The sequence below is a fragment of the Pseudomonas sp. W5-01 genome, from assembly GCF_046540435.1.
In the GTDB taxonomy this organism is placed as follows: domain Bacteria; phylum Pseudomonadota; class Gammaproteobacteria; order Pseudomonadales; family Pseudomonadaceae; genus Aquipseudomonas; species Aquipseudomonas graminis_B.
The window spans coordinates 142649-167423 of sequence record NZ_JAXCIP010000009.1; the positions used below are offsets into that span (position 1 = coordinate 142649).

24 protein-coding genes and 1 pseudogene are annotated in these 24775 nt (G+C 60.4%); 11 read left to right on the forward strand and 14 right to left on the reverse strand.

The features are described from left to right. Window position 1: 1 nt before the first annotated feature. The 5 genes from SLW75_RS24045 to SLW75_RS24065 form a co-directional block, all read right to left on the reverse strand. Window positions 2-799 carry a TenA family transcriptional regulator gene (locus SLW75_RS24045; RefSeq protein WP_410935635.1) on the reverse strand — a complete coding sequence of 266 codons (798 nt, stop codon included), beginning with the start codon at window positions 797-799 and terminating at the stop codon, window positions 2-4. A 36-nt stretch (window positions 800-835) separates the two neighbouring features. Next, complete coding sequence (locus SLW75_RS24050) at window positions 836-3301, reverse strand: EAL domain-containing protein (protein WP_410935636.1); 2466 nt, start codon at window positions 3299-3301, stop codon at window positions 836-838. 271 nt (window positions 3302-3572) lie between these two features. Next, entirely contained in the window at window positions 3573-5396 is a 1824-nt protein-coding gene (locus tag SLW75_RS24055) for an ABC transporter ATP-binding protein (RefSeq protein ID WP_410935678.1), read from the reverse strand. A 10-nt stretch (window positions 5397-5406) separates the two neighbouring features. Beyond that, window positions 5407-6042 (reverse strand): DsbA family protein, encoded by a 636-nt coding sequence (locus tag SLW75_RS24060; RefSeq protein ID WP_410935637.1) that lies wholly within the window; start codon window positions 6040-6042, stop codon window positions 5407-5409. Window positions 6043-6045: 3 nt separating this feature from the next. Beyond that, window positions 6046-7017 (reverse strand): rhodanese-related sulfurtransferase, encoded by a 972-nt coding sequence (locus SLW75_RS24065; RefSeq protein ID WP_296306414.1) that lies wholly within the window; start codon window positions 7015-7017, stop codon window positions 6046-6048. Between the two features lie 187 nt (window positions 7018-7204). Between SLW75_RS24065 and SLW75_RS24070 the strand changes: the two are divergent. The 3 genes and pseudogenes from SLW75_RS24070 to SLW75_RS24080 form a co-directional block, all read left to right on the forward strand. Next, window positions 7205-7348, forward strand: a pseudogene (locus SLW75_RS24070) (FMN-dependent NADH-azoreductase); the annotation flags it as partial. A gap of 132 nt (window positions 7349-7480) precedes the next feature. Further along, window positions 7481-8182 (forward strand): glutathione S-transferase family protein, encoded by a 702-nt coding sequence (locus SLW75_RS24075; protein WP_296306417.1) that lies wholly within the window; start codon window positions 7481-7483, stop codon window positions 8180-8182. A gap of 104 nt (window positions 8183-8286) precedes the next feature. Further along, entirely contained in the window at window positions 8287-8850 is a 564-nt protein-coding gene (locus tag SLW75_RS24080; RefSeq protein ID WP_065992951.1) for a TetR/AcrR family transcriptional regulator, read from the forward strand. 51 nt (window positions 8851-8901) lie between these two features. Here SLW75_RS24080 and SLW75_RS24085 read toward each other — a convergent pair whose 3' ends face one another. Together SLW75_RS24085 and SLW75_RS24090 are read right to left on the reverse strand one after the other, a co-directional pair. Further along, window positions 8902-9198: a BolA family protein gene (locus SLW75_RS24085; protein ID WP_122535665.1), complete on the reverse strand. Its 297-nt coding sequence runs from the start codon at window positions 9196-9198 to the stop codon at window positions 8902-8904. A 12-nt stretch (window positions 9199-9210) separates the two neighbouring features. Beyond that, window positions 9211-9747 carry a DUF2059 domain-containing protein gene (locus tag SLW75_RS24090; protein ID WP_410935638.1) on the reverse strand — a complete coding sequence of 179 codons (537 nt, stop codon included), beginning with the start codon at window positions 9745-9747 and terminating at the stop codon, window positions 9211-9213. A 261-nt stretch (window positions 9748-10008) separates the two neighbouring features. On the opposite strand from SLW75_RS24090, the gene SLW75_RS24095 reads away from it, so the two are divergent. The 3 genes from SLW75_RS24095 to SLW75_RS24105 all read left to right on the forward strand — a co-directional run bounded on the left by SLW75_RS24095 (window position 10009) and on the right by SLW75_RS24105 (window position 12387). Further along, window positions 10009-11403: a class II fumarate hydratase gene (locus tag SLW75_RS24095; RefSeq protein WP_065992945.1), complete on the forward strand. Its 1395-nt coding sequence runs from the start codon at window positions 10009-10011 to the stop codon at window positions 11401-11403. Next, window positions 11396-12010, forward strand: coding sequence for an NAD(P)H-dependent oxidoreductase (locus SLW75_RS24100; RefSeq protein WP_410928650.1), 615 nt, complete (start codon window positions 11396-11398; stop codon window positions 12008-12010). The genes SLW75_RS24095 and SLW75_RS24100 overlap by 8 nt, the downstream gene beginning before the upstream one ends. Before the next feature lie 155 nt (window positions 12011-12165). Further along, a complete protein-coding gene (locus SLW75_RS24105) occupies window positions 12166-12387 on the forward strand; it encodes a DUF6316 family protein (RefSeq protein ID WP_192172835.1) in 222 nt (73 codons plus the stop codon). A gap of 12 nt (window positions 12388-12399) precedes the next feature. On the opposite strand, the gene SLW75_RS24110 is transcribed toward SLW75_RS24105, so the two are convergent. Further along, window positions 12400-12990, reverse strand: coding sequence for a tRNA-uridine aminocarboxypropyltransferase (locus SLW75_RS24110; RefSeq protein ID WP_410935639.1), 591 nt, complete (start codon window positions 12988-12990; stop codon window positions 12400-12402). A 10-nt stretch (window positions 12991-13000) separates the two neighbouring features. Further along, window positions 13001-13894 carry a LysR family transcriptional regulator gene (locus SLW75_RS24115; RefSeq protein ID WP_065992937.1) on the reverse strand — a complete coding sequence of 298 codons (894 nt, stop codon included), beginning with the start codon at window positions 13892-13894 and terminating at the stop codon, window positions 13001-13003. 165 nt (window positions 13895-14059) lie between these two features. On the opposite strand from SLW75_RS24115, the gene speB reads away from it, so the two are divergent. Continuing rightward, complete coding sequence (speB, locus tag SLW75_RS24120; protein ID WP_065992936.1) at window positions 14060-15010, forward strand: agmatinase; 951 nt, start codon at window positions 14060-14062, stop codon at window positions 15008-15010. A 487-nt stretch (window positions 15011-15497) separates the two neighbouring features. Then, window positions 15498-15788 carry a hypothetical protein gene (locus tag SLW75_RS24125; protein WP_065992934.1) on the forward strand — a complete coding sequence of 97 codons (291 nt, stop codon included), beginning with the start codon at window positions 15498-15500 and terminating at the stop codon, window positions 15786-15788. A gap of 124 nt (window positions 15789-15912) precedes the next feature. Here SLW75_RS24125 and SLW75_RS24130 read toward each other — a convergent pair whose 3' ends face one another. The 3 genes from SLW75_RS24130 to rmuC form a co-directional block, all read right to left on the reverse strand. Further along, on the reverse strand, window positions 15913-16035 hold the full coding sequence (locus tag SLW75_RS24130) for a PA1414 family protein (RefSeq protein ID WP_346626510.1): 123 nt from the start codon (window positions 16033-16035) through the stop codon (window positions 15913-15915). Window positions 16036-16216: 181 nt separating this feature from the next. Next, window positions 16217-17668 (reverse strand): NCS1 family nucleobase:cation symporter-1, encoded by a 1452-nt coding sequence (locus SLW75_RS24135; protein ID WP_065992933.1) that lies wholly within the window; start codon window positions 17666-17668, stop codon window positions 16217-16219. 364 nt (window positions 17669-18032) lie between these two features. Then, window positions 18033-19397 (reverse strand): DNA recombination protein RmuC, encoded by a 1365-nt coding sequence (gene rmuC / locus SLW75_RS24140; protein WP_167355836.1) that lies wholly within the window; start codon window positions 19395-19397, stop codon window positions 18033-18035. 1078 nt (window positions 19398-20475) lie between these two features. On the opposite strand from rmuC, the gene SLW75_RS24145 reads away from it, so the two are divergent. From SLW75_RS24145 to SLW75_RS24155, 3 genes are all read left to right on the forward strand, one after another. Beyond that, window positions 20476-20700 carry a hypothetical protein gene (locus SLW75_RS24145; RefSeq protein ID WP_065992924.1) on the forward strand — a complete coding sequence of 75 codons (225 nt, stop codon included), beginning with the start codon at window positions 20476-20478 and terminating at the stop codon, window positions 20698-20700. Between the two features lie 304 nt (window positions 20701-21004). Next, on the forward strand, window positions 21005-21496 hold the full coding sequence (locus tag SLW75_RS24150) for a hypothetical protein (RefSeq protein WP_192133835.1): 492 nt from the start codon (window positions 21005-21007) through the stop codon (window positions 21494-21496). Between the two features lie 139 nt (window positions 21497-21635). Next, complete coding sequence (locus SLW75_RS24155; RefSeq protein ID WP_065992919.1) at window positions 21636-22931, forward strand: OmpP1/FadL family transporter; 1296 nt, start codon at window positions 21636-21638, stop codon at window positions 22929-22931. A gap of 110 nt (window positions 22932-23041) precedes the next feature. Here the strand turns inward: SLW75_RS24155 and SLW75_RS24160 are convergent, their stop codons facing one another. Both SLW75_RS24160 and SLW75_RS24165 read right to left on the reverse strand, forming a co-directional pair. Then, window positions 23042-23593, reverse strand: a complete 552-nt coding sequence (locus tag SLW75_RS24160; protein WP_369318668.1) for a glutathione peroxidase — start codon at window positions 23591-23593, stop codon at window positions 23042-23044. 71 nt (window positions 23594-23664) lie between these two features. Next, window positions 23665-24636, reverse strand: a complete 972-nt coding sequence (locus SLW75_RS24165) for a GlxA family transcriptional regulator (RefSeq protein WP_192133837.1) — start codon at window positions 24634-24636, stop codon at window positions 23665-23667. Between the last annotated feature and the right edge of the window lie 139 nt (window positions 24637-24775).

Consider the following 24775-nt stretch of genomic DNA (forward strand, 5'->3'; position numbering starts at 1 on the left):
ATCAGGCGCGGGCGGGGATCCGGTGTTCACGGACCGAGCCGCCGCCTTCCTGAGATCGTTCCAGCGTCATGCACCGTTCCAGGAACAGGAACATGTACTCGTAGCTCTTGCAGACCGCCATTCGCAGGTCGCTTTGCAATTGCTCGCTGGGGTTGTTGCCGGCCAGGGTGCAGATGATTTCCAGCGCTTCCCAGGGGTGGGAATCGTCGTACTGCGCGTGCATCTTCAGCCACTTCATCGCCCGCTTTCGCGTGTCCGGCGGGAACATGTCCGCGTAGGTGTCCTGAGAACAGACCACGGCCGACCATTCACCGGTGGCGCCTTCGATGGCGTAGTTGGTCGCCGCGATGGCCACCACCAGCGAATCCGACGAACAGCTGTGCCAGCACCAGTGATTCAGGGCGTGAAGTTCCGACGGCACCCGCTGCGCCTGCAAGTCTTCCAGGCTCACCCCGTGGGCGGCGCTCCAGTTGACCCAGTAGTCGGCGTGGTTGAGTTCGACCCGAATGTTGCGCATCAACCATCGTCGCGCCATGTCTTCACCCGGGTGTCGGGCGAATCGGGTTTTGGTCAGGTTATGCGCCATATAGACCGCGAACTGTTCGACGACCGGCCAGCCACCAATCAAGTACTGGCGCATGGTCTTAGAACTGAGCCGCCCGTCACGCATGCGTTGATAAAGTTCATGCCCTACCACCTTGGCCTTGGCGTCACTGCAATCTTCAATCAATTGCTGTGCCCAAGCGGGGTAACTGCTGGCATCCATCAGCGGACCGGTTCTAATGAACATATCGATCACTGTGTAGCTCCTTATATGAGTTGCTTAATGGTGTGTTCAGCGAAAAGTCCCGGGAGCGCTGAACAACAGTGGGGTCTGCCTCGCGGGCCGTGCGTGCAGACATTCACAGGTGAATAATTGCGGTCGCTCGATAACGTACCCCTGAGCGTAGTCCACACCGATTTCCAATAACGCCTGCTCTATCTGAGGGCTCTCGACGAACTCGGCGATCGTCTGTTTGCCCATTACGTGCCCGATATGGTTGATCACTTCTACCATCGCCCGGTTGACCGGATCGTCGAGCATGTCCTTTACGAAACTCCCGTCAATCTTCAGAAAATCCACAGGCAAGTGCTTCAAGTAAGCGAATGACGACATGCCTGCACAGAAGTCATCCAGAGAGAAACGGCATCCCAGACCTTTAAGTTCATTGATGAACCGAATGGCGCTGCCCAGATTGGCGATCGCACTGGTTTCGGTGATTTCAAAACAGATAAGTTCAGGGGGGATTGCGTAGATCTGGAACTGCTGTCGCAAATACTCGAGGAAGGCTTCGTCGCCAATGCTGCTCCCGGACAGGTTGATCGCACACACGGCCATTGGCCCTTCGCGGTGTCCGGACTTGAGGCACTCGGCGATGATCATGAAGACGTGCTGCACGACCCAGCGGTCCAGGGTGGTCATCATGCCGTAGCGCTCGGCGGCGGGGATGAAACTGTCGGGCAGGATCATGCGCCCGGACTCGTCGCGCAGCCGCAGCAGAATCTCGATATGGCCGTGGCGTTGCTCGGCATTGCGACCCAGCGCTGCAATTTCCTGGGAATACAGGCAGAAGCGGTTTTCTTCGAGGGCCATGTGCAGGCGCTGGATCCAGGCCATCTCGCCGAAGCGGGTGGACAGATCAGAGTCATCGTCGTGGTAGACCTGAACCCGGTTGCGGCCTTTTTCCTTGGCCATGTAGCAGGCCATGTCGGCGGCGCGCAGCGACGTCTCAAGGGTGGTCGGGACGTCGTCGATGTGCACCAGACCAATGCTGACGGTGGTGACAAACGGCCGGCCTTTCCAGACAAAATGCAGGCTTTCCACGGTTTGGCGCAGGCTCTCGGCCACTCGCTCGGCGGCCTCCGGCGCGCAGTGTTCAAGGAGGATGCCGAACTCATCGCCGCCCAGACGTGCCAGCGTGTCGCCTTCGCGCACGCCCTGTTGCAGCAGCGTGCAAATGTGCCGCAGCAGTTCATCCCCCGCAGCGTGACCGCTGGTGTCGTTGACCAGCTTGAACTGATCGAGGTCCAGAAACATCAACGCATGCCGCGCCGGCTGTTCGGTCAGGCCGTTGAGGGCCAGCTCCAGGCGGTATTCGAACTCGCGGCGGTTGGTCAGACCGGTCAGCGCATCGTGGGTCGCCTGCCAGGACAAATTGGCGATGTACTGCCGCTCCTGGGTCATGTCATGCAACACCAGCACCGCGCCGCTGACTTTGCCTTCGGTGCGAATCGGCGAGCCGACTAGCGCGACCGAAACGGTGCTGCCGTCCAGGCGTTGAATCAGTCGTGAGCTTTCACTGCCGCCGCCCAGATTGCCGCTGAGCATGCGCTCGATCAGGGTCGAGGTGTCTTTCTGGTCATTCTCGTCGAGCAGGCTGAACAGCGCCGCCAGCGGCAGACCGGCTGCCTGCTCGTTCTTCCAGTGGGTCATGAGCTCGGCGGCGGGGTTCATGTAGACGATGGAGCCGTCGACATCGGTGGTGATGACGCCATCACCGATGGACTCCAGGGTAATCTGCGCGCGTTCTTTTTCCATCTGCAGCGCAATCGCAAAGCCGTGGCGCTGCTCCAGCAGTTTATGGGTGCGCAGCAGCGCGAGGATGATCAGGCACAGCGCGGTGGCGAGGTTGACCACCAGCAGAATCCGCAGGATGACCCGCGAGCCCTCGCCCAGCGCGTCGCTGAAGGCCATGGCCGCCGGCGTGACGCCTTCGTTGATAGCACTGATGCGCTGGCGCCAGCCCATGACTTCACTGTTGGTGACATTGCCTTCCTGAATCCGCGCGTGCATTTCGCGGGCGACTTCATCCAACTGCACCAGATAGTTGTCACCGACCTTCCACAGGTCGATGGCCTTCTCGAGATAGCTGAAGTGCTGAAAATTCAGGTAGAGCCAGATGATGCTCTGGGCATCGTCGGGATGGTTACCACCCTGCAGAATCCCCGCAGTAGCGCGCGCGATGTCGGGCACCGGCTGATCCATCGCCAGGCGCAAGTCATGCCCGCCCTGGGGAATGGCAATCGCTTTCTGATATTTCAGGTAATTGATGTCATCTCGACTGTTGGCGTAGAGATTCAGGTAATAAATGGCGTCCTTCTGGCCCTTCGACCACAGGCTCTCGCCGCCAATGTAGCTGCGGACCGCCGACATCATGTACAAGCTGACGCAGCCGAGCAGTGCCTGTAACAGCACGACGGCGATAAATGGCCAGACGATGCCCAGAAGACGAGGCTTCTCGAGAATCCGCTTTTGCTTCATGGTGTCCCTTTGATCAGCACTGCCAGATACTCATTCCCCCTTCACCAGGCAACCTTCCTGGAGCCTGAGGGACTTCGCTAATTTCCACGATGCAGCAGACAATCTCTCACATCTTTTACAAGACGTAACCAGCCATTTGAGTGCGGAGACGTAAATATGACGCTTTTCACATTTTCAGTGATTGCCATGGGAGAGCATAGCCCGAGGATTGACGTGGTCCAGTGGCGATACGCCATTTCAGTGTGGCGGCTCTAAAACCCGTCGCGCTGTGTCACACCTGTTGCAGGTGTCCGTAGAGCCTGGCGTACAGCCCGCCGTCTGCAATCAGTTGCTGGTGATCACCGTCTTCGGCGATCCGCCCGCCATCGAACACCAGTACACGGTCCGCCTGTTTCACCGCCGACAGTCGGTGGGCAATGATCAGCGTCGTGCGGCCACTGAGAAACCGGTTGAGCGCCTGGTGCAGGTTGTACTCGGTGGCGGCGTCCAGCGCAGAGGTGGCCTCGTCGAGAATCACCACCTTGGGATCGGCCAGCACCATGCGCGCAATGGCCAGCCTTTGGCGCTGGCCGCCGGACAACCGAACACCCGAGCGCCCGACCACGCTGTCCAGCCCCAGCGGCAGCGCGCGGATCGTCGCATCCATCTGGGCGATTTCCAGCGCCTGCCAACAGGCCCTGTCGTCCTGCTCCCGGCCCATCAACAGGTTGGCGCGGACGGTGTCGTTGAACAGCGCCGGATGCTGCAAGACCACGGCGACGTTCTCGCGCACGGTGTCCAGGCCGATCTCCTGCAAGCTTGAGCCACCAAACCGGATGAGACCGGATTTCGCGGTGTAGAGCCCGAGCAGCAACTGCACCAGGGTGCTTTTGCCACCGCCGCTGGCGCCGACGATCGCGACTTTTTCGCCGGGATTGATCGACAGGTCTAGCTGATCGAGGACCAACTCGTCGTTGTAGCCGAAGCTCAGCCCGCGGACGTCGATGCTCACCGTCTGCCGACCCGCGAACGGATTGCTCTGCCCCGGATACTGAGGCTCGTCCGCGCGGGCCAGCAGTTCGTTGATGCGCGTCAGAGCACCGCCCGCCGCGTAATAGGCGTACTGCAGATTCAGCAGTTGTTCGACCGGACCGATCATGAACCACAGGTAGCTGAACACCGCGAGCATGTGGCCGATGGACAGGTCGGAGAACAGCACCGTGAGCATCGCGGCAGCGCGGAAAATGTCGATGCCGAATTGAAACAGCAGCCCGCTGGCCCGGCCTGACGCGTCGCTCTTCCACTGGGACGACACCGCGTAATCGCGCACTTCCCGGGCACGCAGGCCGAGCAATCCGAGGAAATAGCCCTGACGGTTACTGGCACGGATCTCCTGAATACCCTCGAGGGTTTCGGTCAGCGCCTGGGTGAAGCGTGAGGTGCTGTCGTTTTCCAGTTTCTTGAGGTGCTTGACGCGCTTGCCGAGCTTCACCGTGGCGAACACCACCAGCGGGTTGAACAGCAGGATCAGCAGCGCCAGTTGCCAGTGCATCCACATCAAGATCGCAGCGGTCCCAGTGAGGGTAAGCATCGCCACGAGAAACTTGCTCAGCGTCTCGCCGACGAATTTGTCCACGGTGTCCAGATCCGTCACCAGATGCGCGGTGACCGTGCCAGTGCCCAGGCTTTCGTATTCGCTCAGCGAGATCCGCTTGAGCCGCTCGATCAGGCGCGTGCGGATGCGATAGACGATGTCCTTGGCGAGCCCGGCGAACAAGCGCGACTGGATCACGTTGAACACCAGCGCCCCCAAACGCAGACACAGTGTCGCCACCAGCATCAGACCGATATAGCCGACGGGCTTTTGCAGACTGTCCGGCAAAAACTGATTCATGAAGACGAGTGCCGAATTACCTTTGCCCAGCAGCACTTCATCGACCAGCAAGGGCAGCAGCAGCGGGATCGGCACCGAGCAGAGCACCGCCAGGACCGCGACGCCATTGGCCACCCACAGCGCCTTCTTGTGCTGCAGCGCGAGGCGCCTGATCTGCGCCCAGTTCAAGCGGTCAGCGACAGGAGGTTTATTAGCCGGTGCAGCGGGATGGCGATGTTCCAGATCAGGGACGTCAGGCACTGGCGTTGTGCTCCAGCCAGCGACCCAGCAAAGGCCCGAGGACCTCCAGGGGTTGATAGCCGTTGGTCAGCAGCGCCAGTTGGCCGTTGCGCTCGGCGAGCATCGTCGGGAAACCCGCGATGCCCAAGTCCTGAACCCAGGAAAAATCCGACGCGGTGGCCGTGTGCTGTTCGACGCTGTCGAAGGCTTCGGCGAACTCGATGCGCGGCAAACCGGCTTTTTCGGCGAGTTCGGCCAGCACCGAGCCGTGGGTCACGTCGCGACCGTGAAGGTAAAAGGCCTGCTGGATTTCTTTGACCAGCCGCCAGGCGACGTCCGGTGCCAGGCTGCGCGCCGCAACGATGGCCCGGCAGGCGGGCGCAGTGTCGTAGACGAAACCGTCGGGCAAGGCACCCTCAAAACGGAACGTCTGGCCCGTGGCCTCGTGCACCGCTTGCCAGTGTTCAAGAATGTAACGTTTGGTCGTCGGTTCCAGCGCCGCGCCACTGCCGGTGCGCAATCCGCCCACCACCAGATGCAACGGTACCCCCGCCGCTCCCGCCTGCTCGACCAATGCTTCGGCCACCGGAGAAAACCCCCAGCACCAGGAACACATCGGGTCCATCACGTACAGCAGGCGGGTGGACATGGTTCAGGCCTCGTTGCTTGGGGTTTCAGTCGCCTGGCCGTCGAGCGCACGGTAATTGCGACCGATCGGATGCGGCTGATTGCGCGCCTTCGCCAGTTCGATCTGCTTCTGCCGGTCGATGGCGCTGCGGCGGGTTTTCTCGCTCAGCGAATCCCAGCAGTGCGGGCAACTGACGCCCGGCGAATAATGCTCGCTGGCACGGTCTTCTGCGCTGATCGGCGTGCGGCAGGCATGGCATTGATCGTAGTCGCCTTCGGTCAGGTCGTGGCGGACCGTGACGCGATTGTCGAACACGAAGCAGTCGCCCTGCCAGCGGGTTTCTTCCTCGGGCACTTCTTCCAGGTATTTGAGGATGCCGCCCTTGAGGTGATAGACCTCTTCAAAGCCTTCACCGAGCATGTAGCTGGACGCCTTCTCACAGCGAATGCCGCCGGTGCAGAACATCGCGACCTTCTTGTGCTTCGCTGGATCGAAGTGGGTTTTGATGTAGTCCGGAAATTCACGGAAGGACGTGGTCTTGGGGTCAATCGCGCCTTCGAAGGTGCCGATGGACACTTCGTAATCGTTGCGCGTGTCGATGAGCAGCACTTCAGGGTCGGCGATCAGCGCATTCCAGTCCTTGGGATCGACGTAGGTGCCCACCGCCTTGTTCGGGTCGACGCCCGGGACGCCCAACGTCACGATCTCTTTCTTGAGCTTGACCTTGGTGCGGTAGAACGGCTGGTCGTCGCAGTACGATTCCTTGTGGTCGATGTCGACCATGCGCGGATCGTTCTTCAGCCAGGCCATCAGGCCGTCGATGCCCTCGCGGCTGCCGGAGACCGTGCCGTTGATGCCTTCTTCAGCGATCAGCAAGGTGCCTTTGATGCCGTTGTCGACCATCGCCTGCAGCAGGGGCTCGCGCAGTGCGACGTAATCGGAAAGGGTGACGAATTTGTACAGCGCCGCGACGACGATGGGGGCGGTTTGGGTCATGTAGCGTCTCCAGGTGGTGACCCTCGCAAAGGGCCTACCGGGTGAATGATTCAGATGAACGCGTGCCGACCGGGCAACGCGGCGCGGATTCTATCAAGAATCGAACGTGGGCAGGCAGGCGGGTTAATCAATCGTCTCAATCACCCTGCTCATCTATCGTGAACATCGGCATCTGCCTCACAGACGCCTCAAAACCTGGGCACGAATGGTGGGTAGACCGGCCATCGATGCGGTGGTCTCGGAGGCAACCCTCGCGGATTCGACGACCGCAGAAACGAATTTCAACGCGGCGCTGGCACACGCCTCGAAGCTGGCTGCAGATCTGACGTGAAGGCTCGTTAGCATGAGGCAAAAACAAACCTAACGAATGTTAGGTAGCCTATTGACGTATGCGGATTTCGCGCCTAAGGTCTGCCTACCTAACAAACGTTAGGTGAACATTCTTCCACCACAGGACGGCGCCATGACAACCAAATTGCAGCTATTCACCTCTCCTTCGGCGTTTCCCAATCCCCAGCGACTGCGCCTGTTCATGCACGAAAAGGGTATCGCCGATCAGTTCGATGAAACCATCTATGACATGGCGCCCGGTGGCGAGCAACGCGGCTGGCGTCACCTCAACATGAACCCATGGGGAGAAACCCCGACACTGCAGTTGGCGGATGGCAGCTATATTTCCGAAACACCGGCCATCGCCCGTTTTCTCGACCAGTCCTACCCAGGCCGCAAGATCATGGGCGAAAGCGCGCTGGAACAAGGCCTGGACAACATGTGGGATAACCGCATCTGGGTGCATATCCTGTATCGGATCGTCACGGCTTTTCACGTCTTGCACACCGGGCTCGGCTTCAAGCTGGAGCTGACGAAGAATGAGGCATGGGGTGAGCACTGCCGCAAGGAGGCACTGATGCACGCCGCCCTGGTGAATCGTCATCTGGCTGACGGTCGCGAGTGGCTGCTCGGCGGTGCCGAACCCACGTTTGCCGACATCACGCTGGCGACCGCGATTGCCTTCTCCAAATTCCCGGTGAACGCAACCCCGCTGGACGAGCGTTTCGAGCACCTGGACAGCTACTGGCAGCGCTGGCAGAAACGCCCGGCCTTCCAGGCCGCCTACGCTGATCGCAGCAGTGGCATACCGGAGCTGGATTCGCCTTCCGCGTGATACGTCCGTAGGGCAAGTCATGATCTGTGAGGACGGTTGCAGGGACTTTTGCTTTAAGATCGCCGGTTCCACTGCAACTCGTCCGACCCAGGAAAGGCACGACAATGAGCATCAACGCCCGCGAAGCCATACTTCTGGCCGCCCGAAACATTGCCCAGTCACAGGGTTACAACGGACTGAATTTTCGCGACCTGGCCCAAGCGGTTGGCATCAAGCCAGCCAGCATCTACTACCACTTCCCGAGCAAGGCTGACCTGGGCATTGCCGTTGCCAGGCGGTACTGGCAAGACGGTGCGGCGGCGCTGGAGACGCTTTCTGAGGAGACGCCGGATCCCGCTGAAGCACTGCGTCGTTTTCCAGAGATCTTTCGTCGCTCGCTGGAGGCCGGCAACCGGCTGTGTCTGGCCAGCTTCGTGGGAGCGGAAACCGATAATCTGCCCACGGCCATGGCCGAGGAGATTCAGGCTTTTGCTCAGGTGAATACAGACTGGCTGCGCCGACAGCTTGTCGCCGCCAACTGCTGCGAGGCAACCGACAGCGACGTCCGCGCGCGCGCCATTTTTTCGGCCGTCGCGGGGGCCCAGCTCATCGCAAGAAGCCGGTCAGACATCACGCTGTTCGATACGTTGATCGAGGCCTATCGCGCTTATGGCCCCTTACCGGCTTGATAGCCGCTTGACCCCCGAGGCCTGCAGCAAGGCCTGCTTCGGGGGCAGGCGTCAGTCATGCCCACCTGCACAGGTCGGTGAAGACGGCGCCGAGCCGAGCTTCGCCCATTCCTCGGGTGTGTAGGTGTGCAGCGCCAGAGCGTGGAACTCACCCATCAGGCCACCGAGCAGGCCGTAGACCTTCTGGTGACGCTTGACCGCGTTGAGGCCGGCGAACTGCTCGCTGACCACCACCGCCTTGTAGTGAGTGTCCGTGCCGCGACTGTGCATGTGGCTTTCATTGAGCACCTGAAGGTACTCGGGCTGAAAGACCGTCAACGCGGATTCGATTCGCTGTTGCATGCTCATGTCAGGCTTCGCTTATGGCTTCTTGGCAGGAGCGGCCGGTGCAGCTGGCTTGGCGCCGGCCGGGGTCAGTTCCTTGGTCATGTCGGCGAGCAGCTTGTTGACCACAGGCACCGCGCTTTCCAGTTTGCTCTGGGTCAGCTGGAACGACTGCTGGCTGATCTGCGGCATCTTCGCCTGGACTTTCTGGCCCAGTGGCGACTGATAGAAGGCAACCAGGTCTTTCAGCTCGCTTTCGGTGAAGTTCGAGGTGTACAGCTTGACCATGTCAGGCTGCAGTTTTGGCCAACTGATCACCTGATCCAGCGCGGCGTTGGCCTTGCCCTGATAGGTTTCGAGAGTGGCTTGCTTGGACGCAGGTGCTTTGGTTTCAGCGAAGCGCTGAGCGAACATCTGCTGGACTTGCATGTAAACCGGCGAACCAAGTTGATCGGCGTGAGCCAGTTTGAGGAACGCTACAGCACTGGCTTCATGGCTGGCGGTATCGGCAAGAACCTGGCCGCTGGCACATACCAGAGCAACCGCAGCACAAATGGCACGAAGACGGGTCATCGAGTTTCCTTATCTAGCAGGCGAGGCAGAACCCCAAGGCCGGCCATTCTGCGCCCCTTTGCGCATTTCCCTCAACCCCCGACCCTACGAGCGGTTATCCCGCAGGCGTGACGCCCTCGCCCGCACGAAGGTTTAAGGCGACCGGCCCGGGCCTTTTGTCGCACACTGTGCGCGCCTGTTCCGACCGCACAGCAGCCACGGGGAACCCACCGACTCCCCCGGTTACTAAACTGCGCCAATCGATCTTAAGGAGAGAGTCCAGTGAGCCGTACCGAAACCGACAGCATAGGTCCGATCGACGTCCCCGAAGACGCTTACTGGGGGGCACAGACGCAACGATCCCTGATCAACTTCGCCATTGGCCAGGAGCGCATGCCGCTGCCGGTATTGCACGCGCTGGCGCTGATCAAAAAAGCCGCGGCGCGGGTCAATAATCGCAACGGCGACCTGCCGGCCGATATTGCCAACCTGATCGAGCAGTCCGCTGACGAGGTGCTGCAAGGCCAGCTCGACGATCAGTTTCCCCTGGTGGTCTGGCAGACCGGCAGCGGCACCCAGAGCAACATGAACGTCAACGAAGTCATCGCCGGCCGTGCCAACGAACTGGCGGGTGGCGTTCGCGGCGGCAAATCGCCGGTTCACCCCAACGATCACGTCAATCGCTCGCAAAGCTCCAACGACTGCTTCCCCACCGCGATGCACATCGCGGCCGTGCAAGCGGTGAAAGAGCAACTGCTGCCGGCGATCGCCGAACTATCCAGCGGTCTGTCCGAGCAGTCCTCGCGGCACATGAAGCTGGTAAAAACCGGCCGCACGCACATGATGGACGCCACGCCCATCACCTTCGGCCAGGAGCTCTCGGCCTACGTCGCCCAGCTCGATTACGCTGAAAAAAGCATCCGCGCCGCGTTGCCTGCGGTGTGCGAGCTGGCCCAGGGCGGCACCGCTGTCGGCACCGGCTTGAACTCGCCCCACGGATTCGCCGAGGCCGTCGCCGCCGAATTGTCCGCGCTGTCCGGGCTGCCCTTCGTCACCGCGCCGAACAAGTTTGCCGCGCTGGCCGGCCATGAGCCCCTGACCGCGCTGTCCGGCGCGCTGAAAACCCTGGCCGTGACCCTGATGAAGATCGCCAACGACCTGCGCCTGCTGGGTTCCGGCCCACGTGCGGGCCTGGCTGAAGTAAAGCTGCCGGCCAACGAACCGGGCAGCTCGATCATGCCGGGCAAGGTCAACCCGACCCAGTGCGAAGCGCTGTCGATGCTGGCGTGTCAGGTGATGGGCAACGACACCACGATCACCTTCGCCGCCAGTCAGGGCCACCTGCAGCTGAACGTGTTCAAGCCGGTGATCATCCACAACCTGTTGCAATCGATCCGCTTGCTGGGCGATGGCTGCCGCAACTTCAACGAGCACTGCATTGCCGGCATGGAACCGGATGCCGCCAAGATGGCCGAGCATCTGGAGCGCGGCCTGATGCTGGTGACCGCGCTGAACCCGCACATCGGCTACGACAAGTCGGCGCAGATCGCCAAGAAAGCCTACAGCGAAGGCTTGACCCTGCGCGAAGCGGCGCTGCAGCTGGGCTTCCTCACCGACGCCGAGTTCGACGCCTGGGTGCGTCCGGAAAAAATGCTCGAGGCCGGCAGCAATGGCTGAATCCATCAGCGGCGCCACGCCACTGGAAGGCTATGGCAAACGTATCCTGATGATCATCGGCACGCCGAAAAGCACCAGCCTCGGCCACGCGCTGGGCGAGGCGTATGCCCAGGGCGCGCGTAGCAAAGGTCATGTGGTGCGGGTGCTGAAGCTCGACGAAATGGATTTCGACCCGGTGCTGCGCGGTGGCTATGAGTCCGCCCAGACCCTGGAACACGATCTGCTTGAAGCCCAGCGCGAGGTGCACTGGGCACAGCATCTGGTGTTTGTGTATCCGGTCTGGTGGGGCGGTTTGCCGAGCCTGCTCGGTGGATTCTTCGACCGGGTGTTCATGCCCGGTTTTGCCTTCAAGGCCCATGGCAGGCACCACCCTTCCAACGAGCTGCTGAAGGGCCGGACAGCGGAATTGCTGGTGACCATGGACACGCCCTCGCGGTATTTCCGCTGGGTCTTCAAGGCCCCTGCCCATCGGCAGATGGTCCGAACCATCCTTGAATTCTGTGGGATCAAGACCACACGCCTGACGGAGTTCTCGCCGGTGCGCACCTCTACCGAGGAGCAGCGTCAGCAGTGGATTCGTCAGGCCGAGGGGCTGGGGAAGCGCTAAATCAAGTGCCTGCACTTCCAAAAAATGGGGAAGCGGGTGTGCAAGTTGATGGAACCGTTAAGAACGCTACTATTCAAATGATCTGACTCACATTGTGGCGGCGCCTGTCGCCCATTCAGATCATTCGCGTACCGACCCAATGCCCGGAGAAGGCCATGTTAAGCAAGCGTGAACAAGATCCAGCCCCTACTGTTCGTTTTCGCAGCGACCGCGTTTCCCGTGTCAATGGCCTCTACTTCTTCAGCACCCGGGAAAACACCCTCGAAGGTCCGTTCATGAGCAAGGAAGACGCTGCACGGGAAACCGAGGTCTATGTCCGTCGCATGCAGGCGGCCAGCGCGTATCAGCCAGGCATGCCCTCCTCGCTCAACGGCTGACCGATCCCGCCTTTAGGAATGATTGCGGCGAAACGTCTCTTCGCCCATTGCCGCAATCTGTCCGTCGATCAGTGCATCGAACGGACGCAACAAGCCCTCGAATGATGTCTCCGGCTCCAGCGTGTGCAGCGCATGGACGATGGCCTCCAGCGTCGACAACGCGTCGGGCCCCGGCGCCTTGCGCAATCGATAGCGTGAAGGTGGCGCGTCCGTCAGCACGACCCTGGGCAACGCCGCCAGCAAGGGGTTGAGGTGCAGCAACTTGCGCGCCTTGCGCCAGGTGCCATCAGGCACGACGAGCAGCAAGGGCACTTCGTCGGCACTGCTGGCTGTCAGCGCCACGGCCTCCTCCCCCGGGAATAGCAGACACGCTCGATAACCGGGCCGGCTCAGCCATTGCGTCAGATCCTCGAACACCTCTCCCACGTGCAACTCCGCATTCTCAAGGCCCAGGGCTGCCAGGCGCGCCGTGTTGAGCGCGTGATTGACTTCGCTGGGATGCTGCAGGATCAATACCCGCGTCCGGCTGCCCAAAGCAGGTATGAGCGCACACAGGCAATGATCGGTCGGACGCAGGCAGCGTTCGCAGCGGGCACGGGACATCGTTGGTTTCCTACAGTGGATTGAGCTGGGCTTTCAGCAGATCGCGAAAGGTCTGAATCAGCGGCTCGCGGCTGCGCCCTCGACGCAAGATCATCGAAAATGGCGCCTGATAGCCAAAGGTTGCCGGCAGCAAGACCCGCAGGTGCCCGGAATCCACCCACGATTGCGCGTAGTGCTCGGGCAAGTAACCGATGTAGGCGCCGGACAGCACCAGAATCAGCTGCGCTTCCATACTCTCGACGGTCGCGGCGCTGTGCTTGAAGCCGTGACGGGCGAGTTCGGCCTGGCTCCAGTAGCCGCGTCCGACCATGCGCTGTTGAGTGATGACGGGCTCGGGAATGCGCCGCTCGGCATACAGCGCGTGGCGATTGCTGCAATACAGCCAATGCTGCTCGCGGTACAGCGGCTGATAGAGCAGGCCATTCATGCGCGTGGAAAACGATCCGATCGCCAGGTCCAGCCGGTTGTCCAGCACGCCCAACTGCAGTTCGTAGGGGCTCATCACCGCAAGGTGCAAATGCACGGCCGGATGCTCCGCACTGTAGGCGCCGATGACTTCCGCAAAGGGCAATGCGCGGTCACTGACCGTCGAGTCCAGCACGCCGAGATTGAGCGTGCCGCGCAGCTCGCCCTTGAGCGCAGCGGCGTAGAGCTCGAAGCCTTCCAGTTCGCCGAGCAGGCGCAGGGTTTCCTGATGAAACAGCTCGCCCTTGCTGGTCAGGCTGAACCCGCCACGCCCGCGATGACAGAGCACGATGCCGAGCGCGGCTTCAAGCTGGCTCATGTAGGTGCTGATCGCCGAGGTCGACAGATTGAGTTCTTGCTGAGCGCTGGCAAAGCCCTGATGGCGCACGACGCAGGCGAAGATGCGCAGCAATTTGAGGTCGGGAAGCGCGCTGGGCATGGGGTTTCCAGGATGGTTTTCCGCGCAGCTTACCCGATACTTCAGGAATATCTGAACTAAGTATTTCGCCTGACGGATTGTTCGCGGCGGGTCCGGTCAACAGAATCGGCTCCATGCCGGAAGCTTGCTTCCGCCCCTTTTGCTTACCACCGATGAGGCATTCCCGTGGACAAGATTTTCCATCAACCACTGGGCGGCAACGAAATGCCGCGCTTCGCCGGCATCGCCACCATGATGCGCTTGCCGCACCTGCAAACCGCGGCCGGGCTGGACGCGGCGTTCGTCGGCGTGCCGCTGGACATCGGTACGTCCCTGCGTGCCGGCACCCGCTTCGGCCCACGGGAAATTCGCGCCGAATCGGTGATGATTCGCCCTTACAACATGGCCACCGGCGCCGCCCCTTTTGACTCCCTGTCAGTGGCGGACATCGGCGACGTGGCGATCAACACGTTCAATCTGCTGGACGCCGTGCGCATCATCGAAGAGGCCTACGACGGTTTTCTCGAGCACGGCATCATCCCGCTGACCCTCGGCGGCGATCACACCATCACGCTGCCGATCCTGCGCGCCATGAAGAAGAAACACGGCAAGGTGGGGCTTGTGCACATCGACGCCCACGCGGACGTCAACGATCACATGTTCGGCGAGAAGATCGCCCACGGCACCACCTTCCGCCGAGCGGTGGAGGAAGGTCTTCTGGATTGCGATCGGGTGGTTCAGATTGGTCTGCGTGCACAGGGCTATACCGCCGAAGATTTCAACTGGAGCCGCAAGCAGGGGTTCCGCGTGGTCCAGGCCGAGGAGTGCTGGCACAAGTCGCTGGCGCCGCTGATGGCCGAAGTGCGCGAGAAGGTGGGCGGCGGTCCGGTGTACCTGAGTTTCGACATCGACGGCATTGACCCGGCCTGGGCGCCGGGCACGGGTACGCCAGAGATCGGCGGGCTGACCACCATTCAGGCCATCGAAATCATCCGTGGGTGCCAGGGGCTGGACCTGATCGGCTGCGACCTCGTCGAGGTCTCGCCGCCCTACGACACCACCGGCAACACCTCGTTGCTGGGCGCCAATCTGCTCTACGAAATGCTCTGCGTGCTGCCCGGCGTCGCGCACCGCTGACAGCGGGACTGGAGGGGTTGCTTAATGGGACCAGGCGGCTGCTTTTTTAGTGGGACCGGCTTCAGCCGGGAAGAGACCCCTATGAGCACTCCTCAATTTTGCGGTGTGGCGCCTGACGCCTTCCCGGCTGAAGCCGGTCCTACGATTTGCACGCGCTGACTTTGTGGGACCGGCTTTAGCCGGGAAGAGGCCTGTATGAGCACCCTCAATTTTGCGGTGTAGCGCCTGACGCCTTCCCGGGTGAAGCCGGTCCCACATGTGTGCGCTGCATCGGGCGCGCCGTTCTTTCATTGCTCGCCGTTACAAAAAATCCGCACACACCTGCCATTCGTGTCCCGCCAACTTGGGCTAGCCTTAGTCCGAGACCGCCGACGTTGCGCATCGCAGCGCAGGTTTTCAGGGTGGTTGCTCACTGGGCATTTCTGCCACAACCCTCTGTTTTTTGATGTTGGGGTGATTACCACTTGAATCAAAGCAGAGGCCTGCCATGAAGCGAAGCGAAGTCAGACAACATGTCATCGACACAATCGGAAAGATTCTGGTCGATAAAACCCTGATTCAGGAAGAAGAGGACGTGACGCTGAGCGCGCTTGAGCTGGATGAAGCCGACTTCAACGAATTTTTTTCAATTCTGCAAAGCGACTTTGGCGTTGTCCTCCCGAATCAGATCAAGGCCGACATAGCAGGTATGTCCGCGCACTCACCCTACGGACAACTGACGCTGCAGGGCCTGGTTGACCTGATTCTCGTCGAGAAGAAACGCAGAACTCACCACTGACGGGCAATCGGGATCGATTTGGAAAAGCAACTGAATCATGCGGGAGAGGTGACCGAACGGTCGGGGAAAACAGAGCGGGCTATCGGGCGATAGCGCCGCTTTTTTTACACGTGTTACCGGGGACTCAACGGCGTGGACGACGCTCATCATCGTTGCTGCGCACGGGAATGGGTTGCAGCTTTGGCTTTTCAATCAACCCGAGCGCGACGCCTACATCGTGAAGCCATTCTTGCAATTTGCTGTTCATATAACGCCCCTTCAGGGAAATACTCGGCAGCCAATGTCCGAACTGCCTAGAGCAGATCATAGTGCTAAGGCGCACTTTACGCCTGCTACCGAGTGTCGCGGCAGGAATTTTTCGCCTTGCATGAGGATGTGACAGTGCAAATCGGCCATTCGAAGCCATCACGCGACAAACGGCAGGGCCTTCAACCTGCCACCACGGGCGTCATCACCGCGCATTCATGGGCCTGGCGACGTCTGGCCAGCAGATAGAAGACCCCACCACCCAGGAAACATCCTGTAAACCATGCAAAGTTCGCCATCGGCTGCAATGCCGGGATGAAGGTGATGGCAATGCCTGCCAGGGTTGCCAGCAACAGCGCCTTCACCGCCGTGTAATTCACCCCGCCGGTGTACCAGTAGCGTCCGGTCGGCCCATCGTTGAACAGCGCGTCGACGTCGATCTGTTGCTTTTTGATCACGTAATAATCCACCAGCAAGATGCCGAACAACGGCCCGATGAACGCTGCCAGCACGTCCAGCGTGTAGTGGATAACGGCGGGGTTGTTGAACAGATTCCATGGTGTGATGAAGATGGACGCCACCGCCGCGATCATCCCGCCTGCGCGCCAGCTGATCTTGCTGGGGGCGACGTTGGCGAAGTCGAACGCCGGCGACACGAAGTTGGCGACGATGTTGATGCCGATCGTCGCGGTCACGAAAGCAAATGCGCCAAGAAGCACAGCGATGTCATTGTCGATGCGCGCCACCGTGGCGATCGGGTCATGCAACATCTCGCCGAACACCGGCAACGTTCCCGAAACGATGACAACGGTGACCAGTGAGAAGGCCAGAAAATTGATCGGCAGCCCCCAGAAATTGCCGCGCCGTACTTCGGACATGCTCCGGCAGTAGCGACTGAAGTCGCCAAAGTTAAGCGTAGGACCCGAGAAGTAGGACACCACCAGCGCCGTGGCCATGATCACTTGGGAAAACGCTTCCCAGCCGGTCAGCGATTTTTCGGAGAGGGTAAAACTGATGTTGGTCCAGCCCGCCTTCCAGACAATCCAGCCCGCCAGGATGAACATCACGGCGTAGACCACAGGGCCGGCCCAGTCGATGAAGCGGCGGATCGAGTCCATCCCGGTCCAGAACACAGCCGCCTGTACCACCCAGAGTGCCAGGAAGCCGAACCAGCCGAGGTAAGACAAACCTGCAAAGTGCGGCTCTGCGTAGACCGACATCTGTGGGAAGAAGCGCAGCACCACGATGATCAGCGCGCTGGACGCCAGGTACGTCTGCACCCCGTACCACGCCACCGCGATCAGACCGCGAATCACCGCTGGAATATTCGCACCGAACACGCCGAAGGCCAGACGGCAGATCACCGGATATGGCACGGCGGCCTGCTGACTCGGCCTGGCCAGCAGGTTGGCGATCACCTGAATAATGCAGATACCCGCCAGCAGCGCGATCAGCACCTGCCAGCTCGCCAGCCCGAGGGCAAAAAGGCTGGCCGCGAAGACGTAGCCGCCCACGCTGTGCACGTCACTCATCCAGAACGCAAAAATGTTGTACCAGGTCCATTTCTGCGGCACGGGGCCCAGGTCCTCGTTGTACAGGCGGGGGCTGTAGCCCTTCGGCAATGGCTCGGTCATCGCATTTCTCCCTCATAAGGACGAAGCGGCTCCCGGCATCACACGTGCACACACTGCGTACGGGAGCGCGTGTGGGTTGTATACGAAACAGGAGGCAGAATGCGTGCCATTGCCGAAGTGACGCGCTTGCAAGACGCCAAGACAGCGGGTTTCCGGCAGCCGACAAGGCCAAAATGTCAGATTTTCAAAGAGGGGATCGCAGACGCCGCGCCTGCCCGCAGTGCACCGTGACCAAAGTCGGTGCATTTTTAACGGGCAGGAAATGGGCTGATGGATGAACGAGAAGGTGTATACGATCAGCGCGGGTTTTGGTTCAACTTATAAGCCCTGGCCTCATCGCCTCCCCTTCGATTAACGCCCGCAATCACTCCGGCAGCTGGGCCAGTCCATCCGGGTCGGTCATTGCCCGCTCCAGCAGATCCGCCGGCAGACTCTTGCTGGCTCGCGCGCCCAGCAGCTTGAGCTGTTCGCTGCGGCTGACCAGATTGCCGCGCCCCTCGACGAGCTTGTTGCGCGCGGCGCCGTAGGCCTTGTCCAGCTGCTGAAGGCGGTTGCCGACTTCGTCCAGGTCCTGGATGAACAGCACGAACTTGTCATAGAGCCACCCTGCCCGTTCGGCGATCTCCCGCGCATTCTGGCTCTGCCGCTCCTGCTTCCACAGGCTGTCGATGACCCGCAGCGTTGCCAGCAGCGTGGTCGGGCTGACGATCACGATATTGCGGTCGAACGCCTCCTGAAACATGTTCGGCTCGGCCTGCAACGCTGCAGAAAACGCCGCCTCGATGGGCACGAACAGCAAAACGAAATCGAGACTGTGCAGCCCCTCAAGGCGTTTGTAGTCTTTGCCGGACAGGCCTTTGACGTGATTGCGCAGGGACAGCACGTGCTGTTTCAGCGCCGCCTGGGAAATCACCTCATCGTCGGCTGACACGTACTGTTGATAGGCCGTCAGGCTGACCTTCGCGTCCACCACGACCTGCTTGTCGCCGGGCAGCATGATCAGAACGTCGGGCTGGAAGCGCTCGCCGTCGGGGCCTTTCAGGCTGACCTGGGTCTGATACTCCCGGCCCTTTTCAAGTCCGGCATGTTCGAGCACTCGCTCCAGAATCAATTCACCCCAGTTGCCCTGGGTCTTCTGCCCCTTCAACGCACGGGTCAGGTTGTTGGCTTCGTCGCTCAGGCGCAGGTTGAGCTGCTGCAAGCGCTCCAGCTCCTTGCTCAGGGAGAAACGTTCGCGGGCTTCGTTCTGATAACTCTCTTCGACGCGCTTTTCGAACGACTGGATGCGTTCCTTGAGCGGGTTGAGCAACTGCCCCAACTGCTGCTGACTGGTTTCGGCAAAGCGCTGCTCGCGTTCATCGAAAATCTTGCCGGCCAGCTCCGCAAACTGCGCACGCAGCTCATCGCGGGAGCCTTGCAGGTCGGTGAGGCGCTGCTGGTGACTTTCCTGCTGTTCACGCAGCTCGGCGCCCAGCGAGGCGCACTGGGCGTCGAGTCGACGCAGTTCGGCTTCTCTGACGGCCCGTTCGCGCCCCCAGTCTTCCTGGGCCTCCCGCGCACCCTCATGCTGTTGGCGCAGCAGTTCCACTTCCCGGCGCAGGGCCGCCAGGTCCGCCTGCTTGACCGCATTGGCCTGGGCGAGATCGCTGATCTCGTCGCGACTGGCGTCGAGCTGGGCATTCAAGCCATCCTGGGCCATCTGCGCATTGCTCAAGCGCTCGTCGAGCAACGCGGTGTCCGCTTCCCGTTGCGCCAGACGCCGCTGCAACTGCCACGCCAGCCCCAAAAAAGGCACCGCTGCCACCGCCAAACCCAGCAACAGGCTGGTTAACTCAAACACCATAAAATCCAGACTCCGACATTCATGCAGACCGCATTATGCGCAGAAGCAGGCTCGACGTCCGATCCGGGTAAATCAGTGCCTCGGAAAAAGAAAACCGCCAGCGGGTGCTTCAAGAGCGCCGCGATAGAGCCGGCGCTTGGGACAATCCACAGAACCTGTGGATAACTCAGTGGACAACACCCCTTAAGCTCTCGCAAACGCACGTAGAATGGGGCCTGCGTTCAAACTGACGATTTTTTCACCAGCGTAAAAAAACGATGGTTTTCATTGACTTAATAATTCGTTGCATTAAATCAAGCGCTTAGCGGCCGACGTGACAGTGACATGACAGATACCTTTCGCAATGTGCACAAGTTGATTTCGTCTGTTCATAAGCCCGTTTCGACAGCCCCCATCGCCAGTGGAAATTCTCGGGAATAAGGCACTGGGCCACCTTTTCTGCCCGATATGCTGTACGCTCTTTCGCCCGCTTTCCGGCATACGTCTGCCTTATTGCAAATCAGTGCTTGCTTTGCCCCAGCGACTCCATTAGCATCGCCGCCGTTAGTACCAAGCTGAAAGTCAATTCTGATCGAACAAATCCCCCAATCCTGGTTCGCCAACTGAGCAAACGGATTGAAAAAAGGGATCGATCACCTCGATGGTTTCCAGACATGAACTCACACGACCTGCCGTCAAAACGGAGGGGTGTGTAAAACATTCATGCTCTACCCAACCAGCCTGCAAATTGATCAGGATCTTCACCTCGAGCATCGAACCTTAGCTCTTGTTGTGTTGCCTGCCCTCCTAAGTACCTACCAGTCAGCCCCGCGCCACACTTCAAACGCGCTCAACTGGCTGCTTTTGTTCCAGACAGGTTCTGCGCCCTGCCCTTGACTCGCATTCGAGCATCGGTCCGCGTTTACTGGAACGTTTTAATTTTGCACGCCTCTTATTGCGTGTCGATTCAGGAAACACCCATAACATGACTACCCATATCCAGACTCAAAACGCTATTCGTACACTGACCAACGCTTTTGCTCCAATGAACTGCCTGATCATGGCAGCACGCAAAGGCTGCTTCAGCTTCACCATCGTCAACGAGCACGGTATCGCCCGCCACAGCGAGCGTTTGTACCCGGATCAATACTCCAGCGACGCTCCGCTGCAGGCTGTGATCGACCGTACGCGTCAGGCCCTGGTTGCCTGATATGGCTGCCTGACACCGTTGCCTGATACCGTCCGTCGGTTAATATCGCTGCATCGACAAGGCCTCACCCGATAACGGTGGGGCTTTTTTGTGTCTGTTTTACTTACATAAAAAGCGACAGCTGCGGTAATGAATGCCGGTCAAAGTGGTGACGCTGCGCGGGAACTGACCGTAAAACAGACCTTTACACCGCAAATATCACACTACACTTCAAGTCAGCGGCTCCGGTCGCTGCCGGTGGGCCCACTCCATCCCTGCTGCCAAGCGCCAGGGCCTGCCGACTCATCAACTCCCCGAGGGTGTTATGGGAATCGCCGCCAGTGAACTGTGTCGCTATGTCATCCGCCCGACACTCGTCTACCTCGGCCGACACAATCGAGCGGCCGAATCCCTGCTGCTGGGCGTCGCCGCCAGCCAGTCCGCGTTAGGCGCCGAGCTGGACAACCCACGCGGCCACGGGCTTTACAGCATCGCCGACACCCAGCACCGCCAGTTGTGGGATCACTACCTCGCCCGCGATCCGGACCTTGCCAGCCTGGTTCGAGGCCTGGCCAGCCAGCACGCGTTTCTCACCGGCCCCGATCTGGAACTGACCGTCAACCTGCGCTACTCGACCGCCATTGCCTGGTTGATGGTCGAAGCGAGCCATATGTCGCTGCCGGATGCCGATGATTCGCTGGCCATGGCGCGGATGTGGCGCGAGGTATTTCAACCCGGCGGTCAGCTTCAGGATTTCACCGCGGCCTGGCAAACATGGGTCAGCCCCCTGTTTCAGTCCTCGCCAGCCATTTCGTGACCGAGTGGTATTCAACGAAGAAGCGGCGAACTTTCAGGATTGTCCTACAAGAACCGCTCTAAATAGGCTGATTCGGGCTATGGCGCGGGGGCGGAAATATTGGTAATTTCCGCGCGGTGATCAACAAGGAGTTCTAACAATGAAAAAAACAATGATCAAATCCAGCCTCAGTCTCGCCATCACTCTTGCCTCCACCCAGATTTTTGCATCCGGCTTTGCCCTGAATGAGCAAAGCATCAGCGGCATGGGGACCGGTTTTGCGGGCCGTACCTCTTCTGTCGATGACGCCAGCATCGTGTACGGCAACCCGGCCGGCATGTCGCGCCTCAAGCGCGCTCAGGCGACCGTGGGGGTCGCCGCAATCGATGCCTCCACCGACATTACCGACACCAGCGGCCGCAGCACCGGCTCGAACAAAGGCGACATGGTGCCTTTCATCGCCGTACCGATGGGTTTCTACGTGAACCCGGTCGACGAGCATTGGGCGTTCGGCTTCGGTGTCTACGCGCCATTCGGCCTGGTCACCGACTATGAAGACAACTTCCAGGGCCGCAACTTCGGCAGCAAGAGCATCGTCAAGGTCGTGACCTTCCAGCCGACCGTCAGCTACGCCTTCAACGACAAGGTATCGATCGGTTTCGGTCCGACGATCAACCGTATTTCCGGCGCGCTGGAATCGGCACTCAATGTCAGCCCGCTGCTGGGTGCCCGCACCGGCGACGGCCGCGTGCAGGTCAAGGGTGATGACGTCGGTTACGGCTTCAACGCCGGTATCCTGGTGCAAGCCACCGATACCACCAGCGTTGGCCTGACATACCACTCCAAAGTGACCTACAAGCTTGAAGGCCACACCGAAGTGACCCCGGGTGCAGGCGTGCCTTCGGCCATCCTGCCGGGCGGTCGCTATGACGCCAAGCTGAACATCGATACACCGGAAACCGTCGACTTCTCCGTCACTCAGAAAATGAACGACGCCTGGAAGCTGTACGCCGGTGCAACGTGGACGCGTTGGAGCCGTCTGGAAGACATCACTGTTCAAAACTCCGGCATTACGCCGGTGTCTCGTCGCGACGCTACTCAGTCTCTGGTCGGCACCATCAAGGAAGAGCAGAACTGGCACGACACCTGGGCCTACGCCGTGGGTACGTCGTATCAATTGAACAAGCAGTGGGTGCTGCGTACCGGTCTGTCGTTCGACCAGTCGCCGACCAACAACGAAAACCGCTCGCCGCGCATCCCGACGGGCGATCGCACGATCTTCAGTCTGGGCGCCGGTTACAGCCCGACCGACGACATCACCATCGATGTGGCTTACTCCTACTTGCAGGAAGAGAAGGTCAAGGTTGCCGACGCGAACGCGCTGGGCCAAAGCTACAACGCCAAGTACGACAACAGCGCCAACGGTTTCGGCGTGGGCATGACATACCGCTTCTGATGCAGTGGGCGGGACAGGCCGATCACCTGTCCGCCCTATAGAAAACCCCGCAGCCAGCGATGGATGCGGGGTTTTTCGTTGTCGCCCGTCTGCTTTGCGTCAGCGCGTTTTTACGGTTTGGAGGCGATAGCCTTCTCGATGGCTGAAATCAGCTCGGGATCGTCCGGTGCGGTCTTGCTGGAGAAGCTGGCAACCACGTTGCCTTTGCGGTCGACCACGTATTTATAGAAGTTCCAGCTTGGCGCGCTGCTCTGCCTGGCAAGCACCTTGAACAGGTTGATGGCGTCGGCGCCACGCACCGGCTGCGGCTCGGTCATGGTGAAGGTCACGCCGTAGTTCACGTAGCAGACCTTGGCGGTTTCGTTAGCGTCTTTGGATTCCTGCAGAAAGTCATCAGAAGGCACGCCGAGGACTTCCAGCCCCTCGCTTTTGAAGCGCTGATTGAGGGCTTCAAGGCCTTTGAACTGCGGCGCGAAGCCACAGAAGCTTGCGGTGTTGACCACCAGCATCGGCTTTCCGGCGAACTGTTTGCAGAGGTCGATCTCCTGTTTCGCCCGCAGCTTGGGCAGCTCGCCCTGCAGCAGTGGCGGGCAATCGGCGGCCGCGGTGGCGCCACTGAGGGCAAGCAGAAGCAAAGGCGCGTGAATCCAGCGAAGGGCCATGGTGACGTCCATTCATGAGCGGGCAGGAAAGGTGGAGCTGTCGCTACGCTACTCCGCCGCGCGATGTATGCCTAGCGCGCCACAGAAACGTGGCTATTAGCTGGCTTTTCGGTCGCCATGAACGCCCGCTGGATCGCCTGGGGCGGTTCGCCGAAGTTGCGCAGAAACGCCTGGCGCATCCTTTCCCGATCGCCGAAGCCGGTTTCCCGGGCCACCACCTCAATGGGATGCCGGCTGGTTTCCATCATTGCCCGCGCGACTTCCACCCGCAGGCATTCGATGGCTTTGGCCGGGGTCTGGCCGGTTTCCTCGCGGAACACCCGACTGAACTGGCGGGGGCTCAAGCGGGCAATGGCCGCCAGCGCGTCTATTGAAAGATCGCTTTTGAGGTTCTCGCGGGCATAGGCCAGCGCCAGTTGCACGCGGTCGGACTTGGGGTCCAGTTCCAGCAGCGTCGACAACTGGGAATGCTCGCTGCCGCGCCGCTGATAAATCACCAGCTTGCGCGCGACCTGCCGGGCGATGTCGGCGCCGAGGTCGTTCTCGACCATCGCCAGTGCGAGATCAAGCCCGGCGCTCATGCCCGCGCCGGTCCAGATCTGGCCGTCCACGGTGAACAGTTTGTCGTCCTCGACACGAACGTTCGGGTAGCGCTTGCGGAACTCCGGGGCGTGAATCCAGTGCATGGTCGCGCGCTTGCCATCGAGCAGGCCCGCTTCGGCCAGCACAAACCCGCCCGTGCACAGCGACGCCACGCGACGCGATTGAGCCGACGCGGTGCGCACGAACTCAAGCAGGCTGGGGGTGGGCAATTGCAGGTCCATGTAGCCGCTGACAATGATGGTGTCGTAACCGTCGGGCTGCAATGGCGTGGTGTTGACCGAGAAGCCTTCGGACGACATGACCGCCCCGCCGCTTTCGGACACCAGATGAAAGGAATACGCCGCCTCGCCCTGCATCAGGTTCGCGCAGGTCAGCACGGAACCGACCGACAGACTGAGGGACTGAAATTGCGGGTACACCACCAGCGCAACGCTATGCATGACACCTCTCCGGTTGGTCCGGAACACCATGGATAAATCTTCGATTAGCTAGCGTAGCGGGTTTGTAGGAGCGTGGCTTGTCCCCCGATCTGGCGCGCAGCGGCAGCAAGTCTGCTTACGGACTGTCTGGCACACCGCC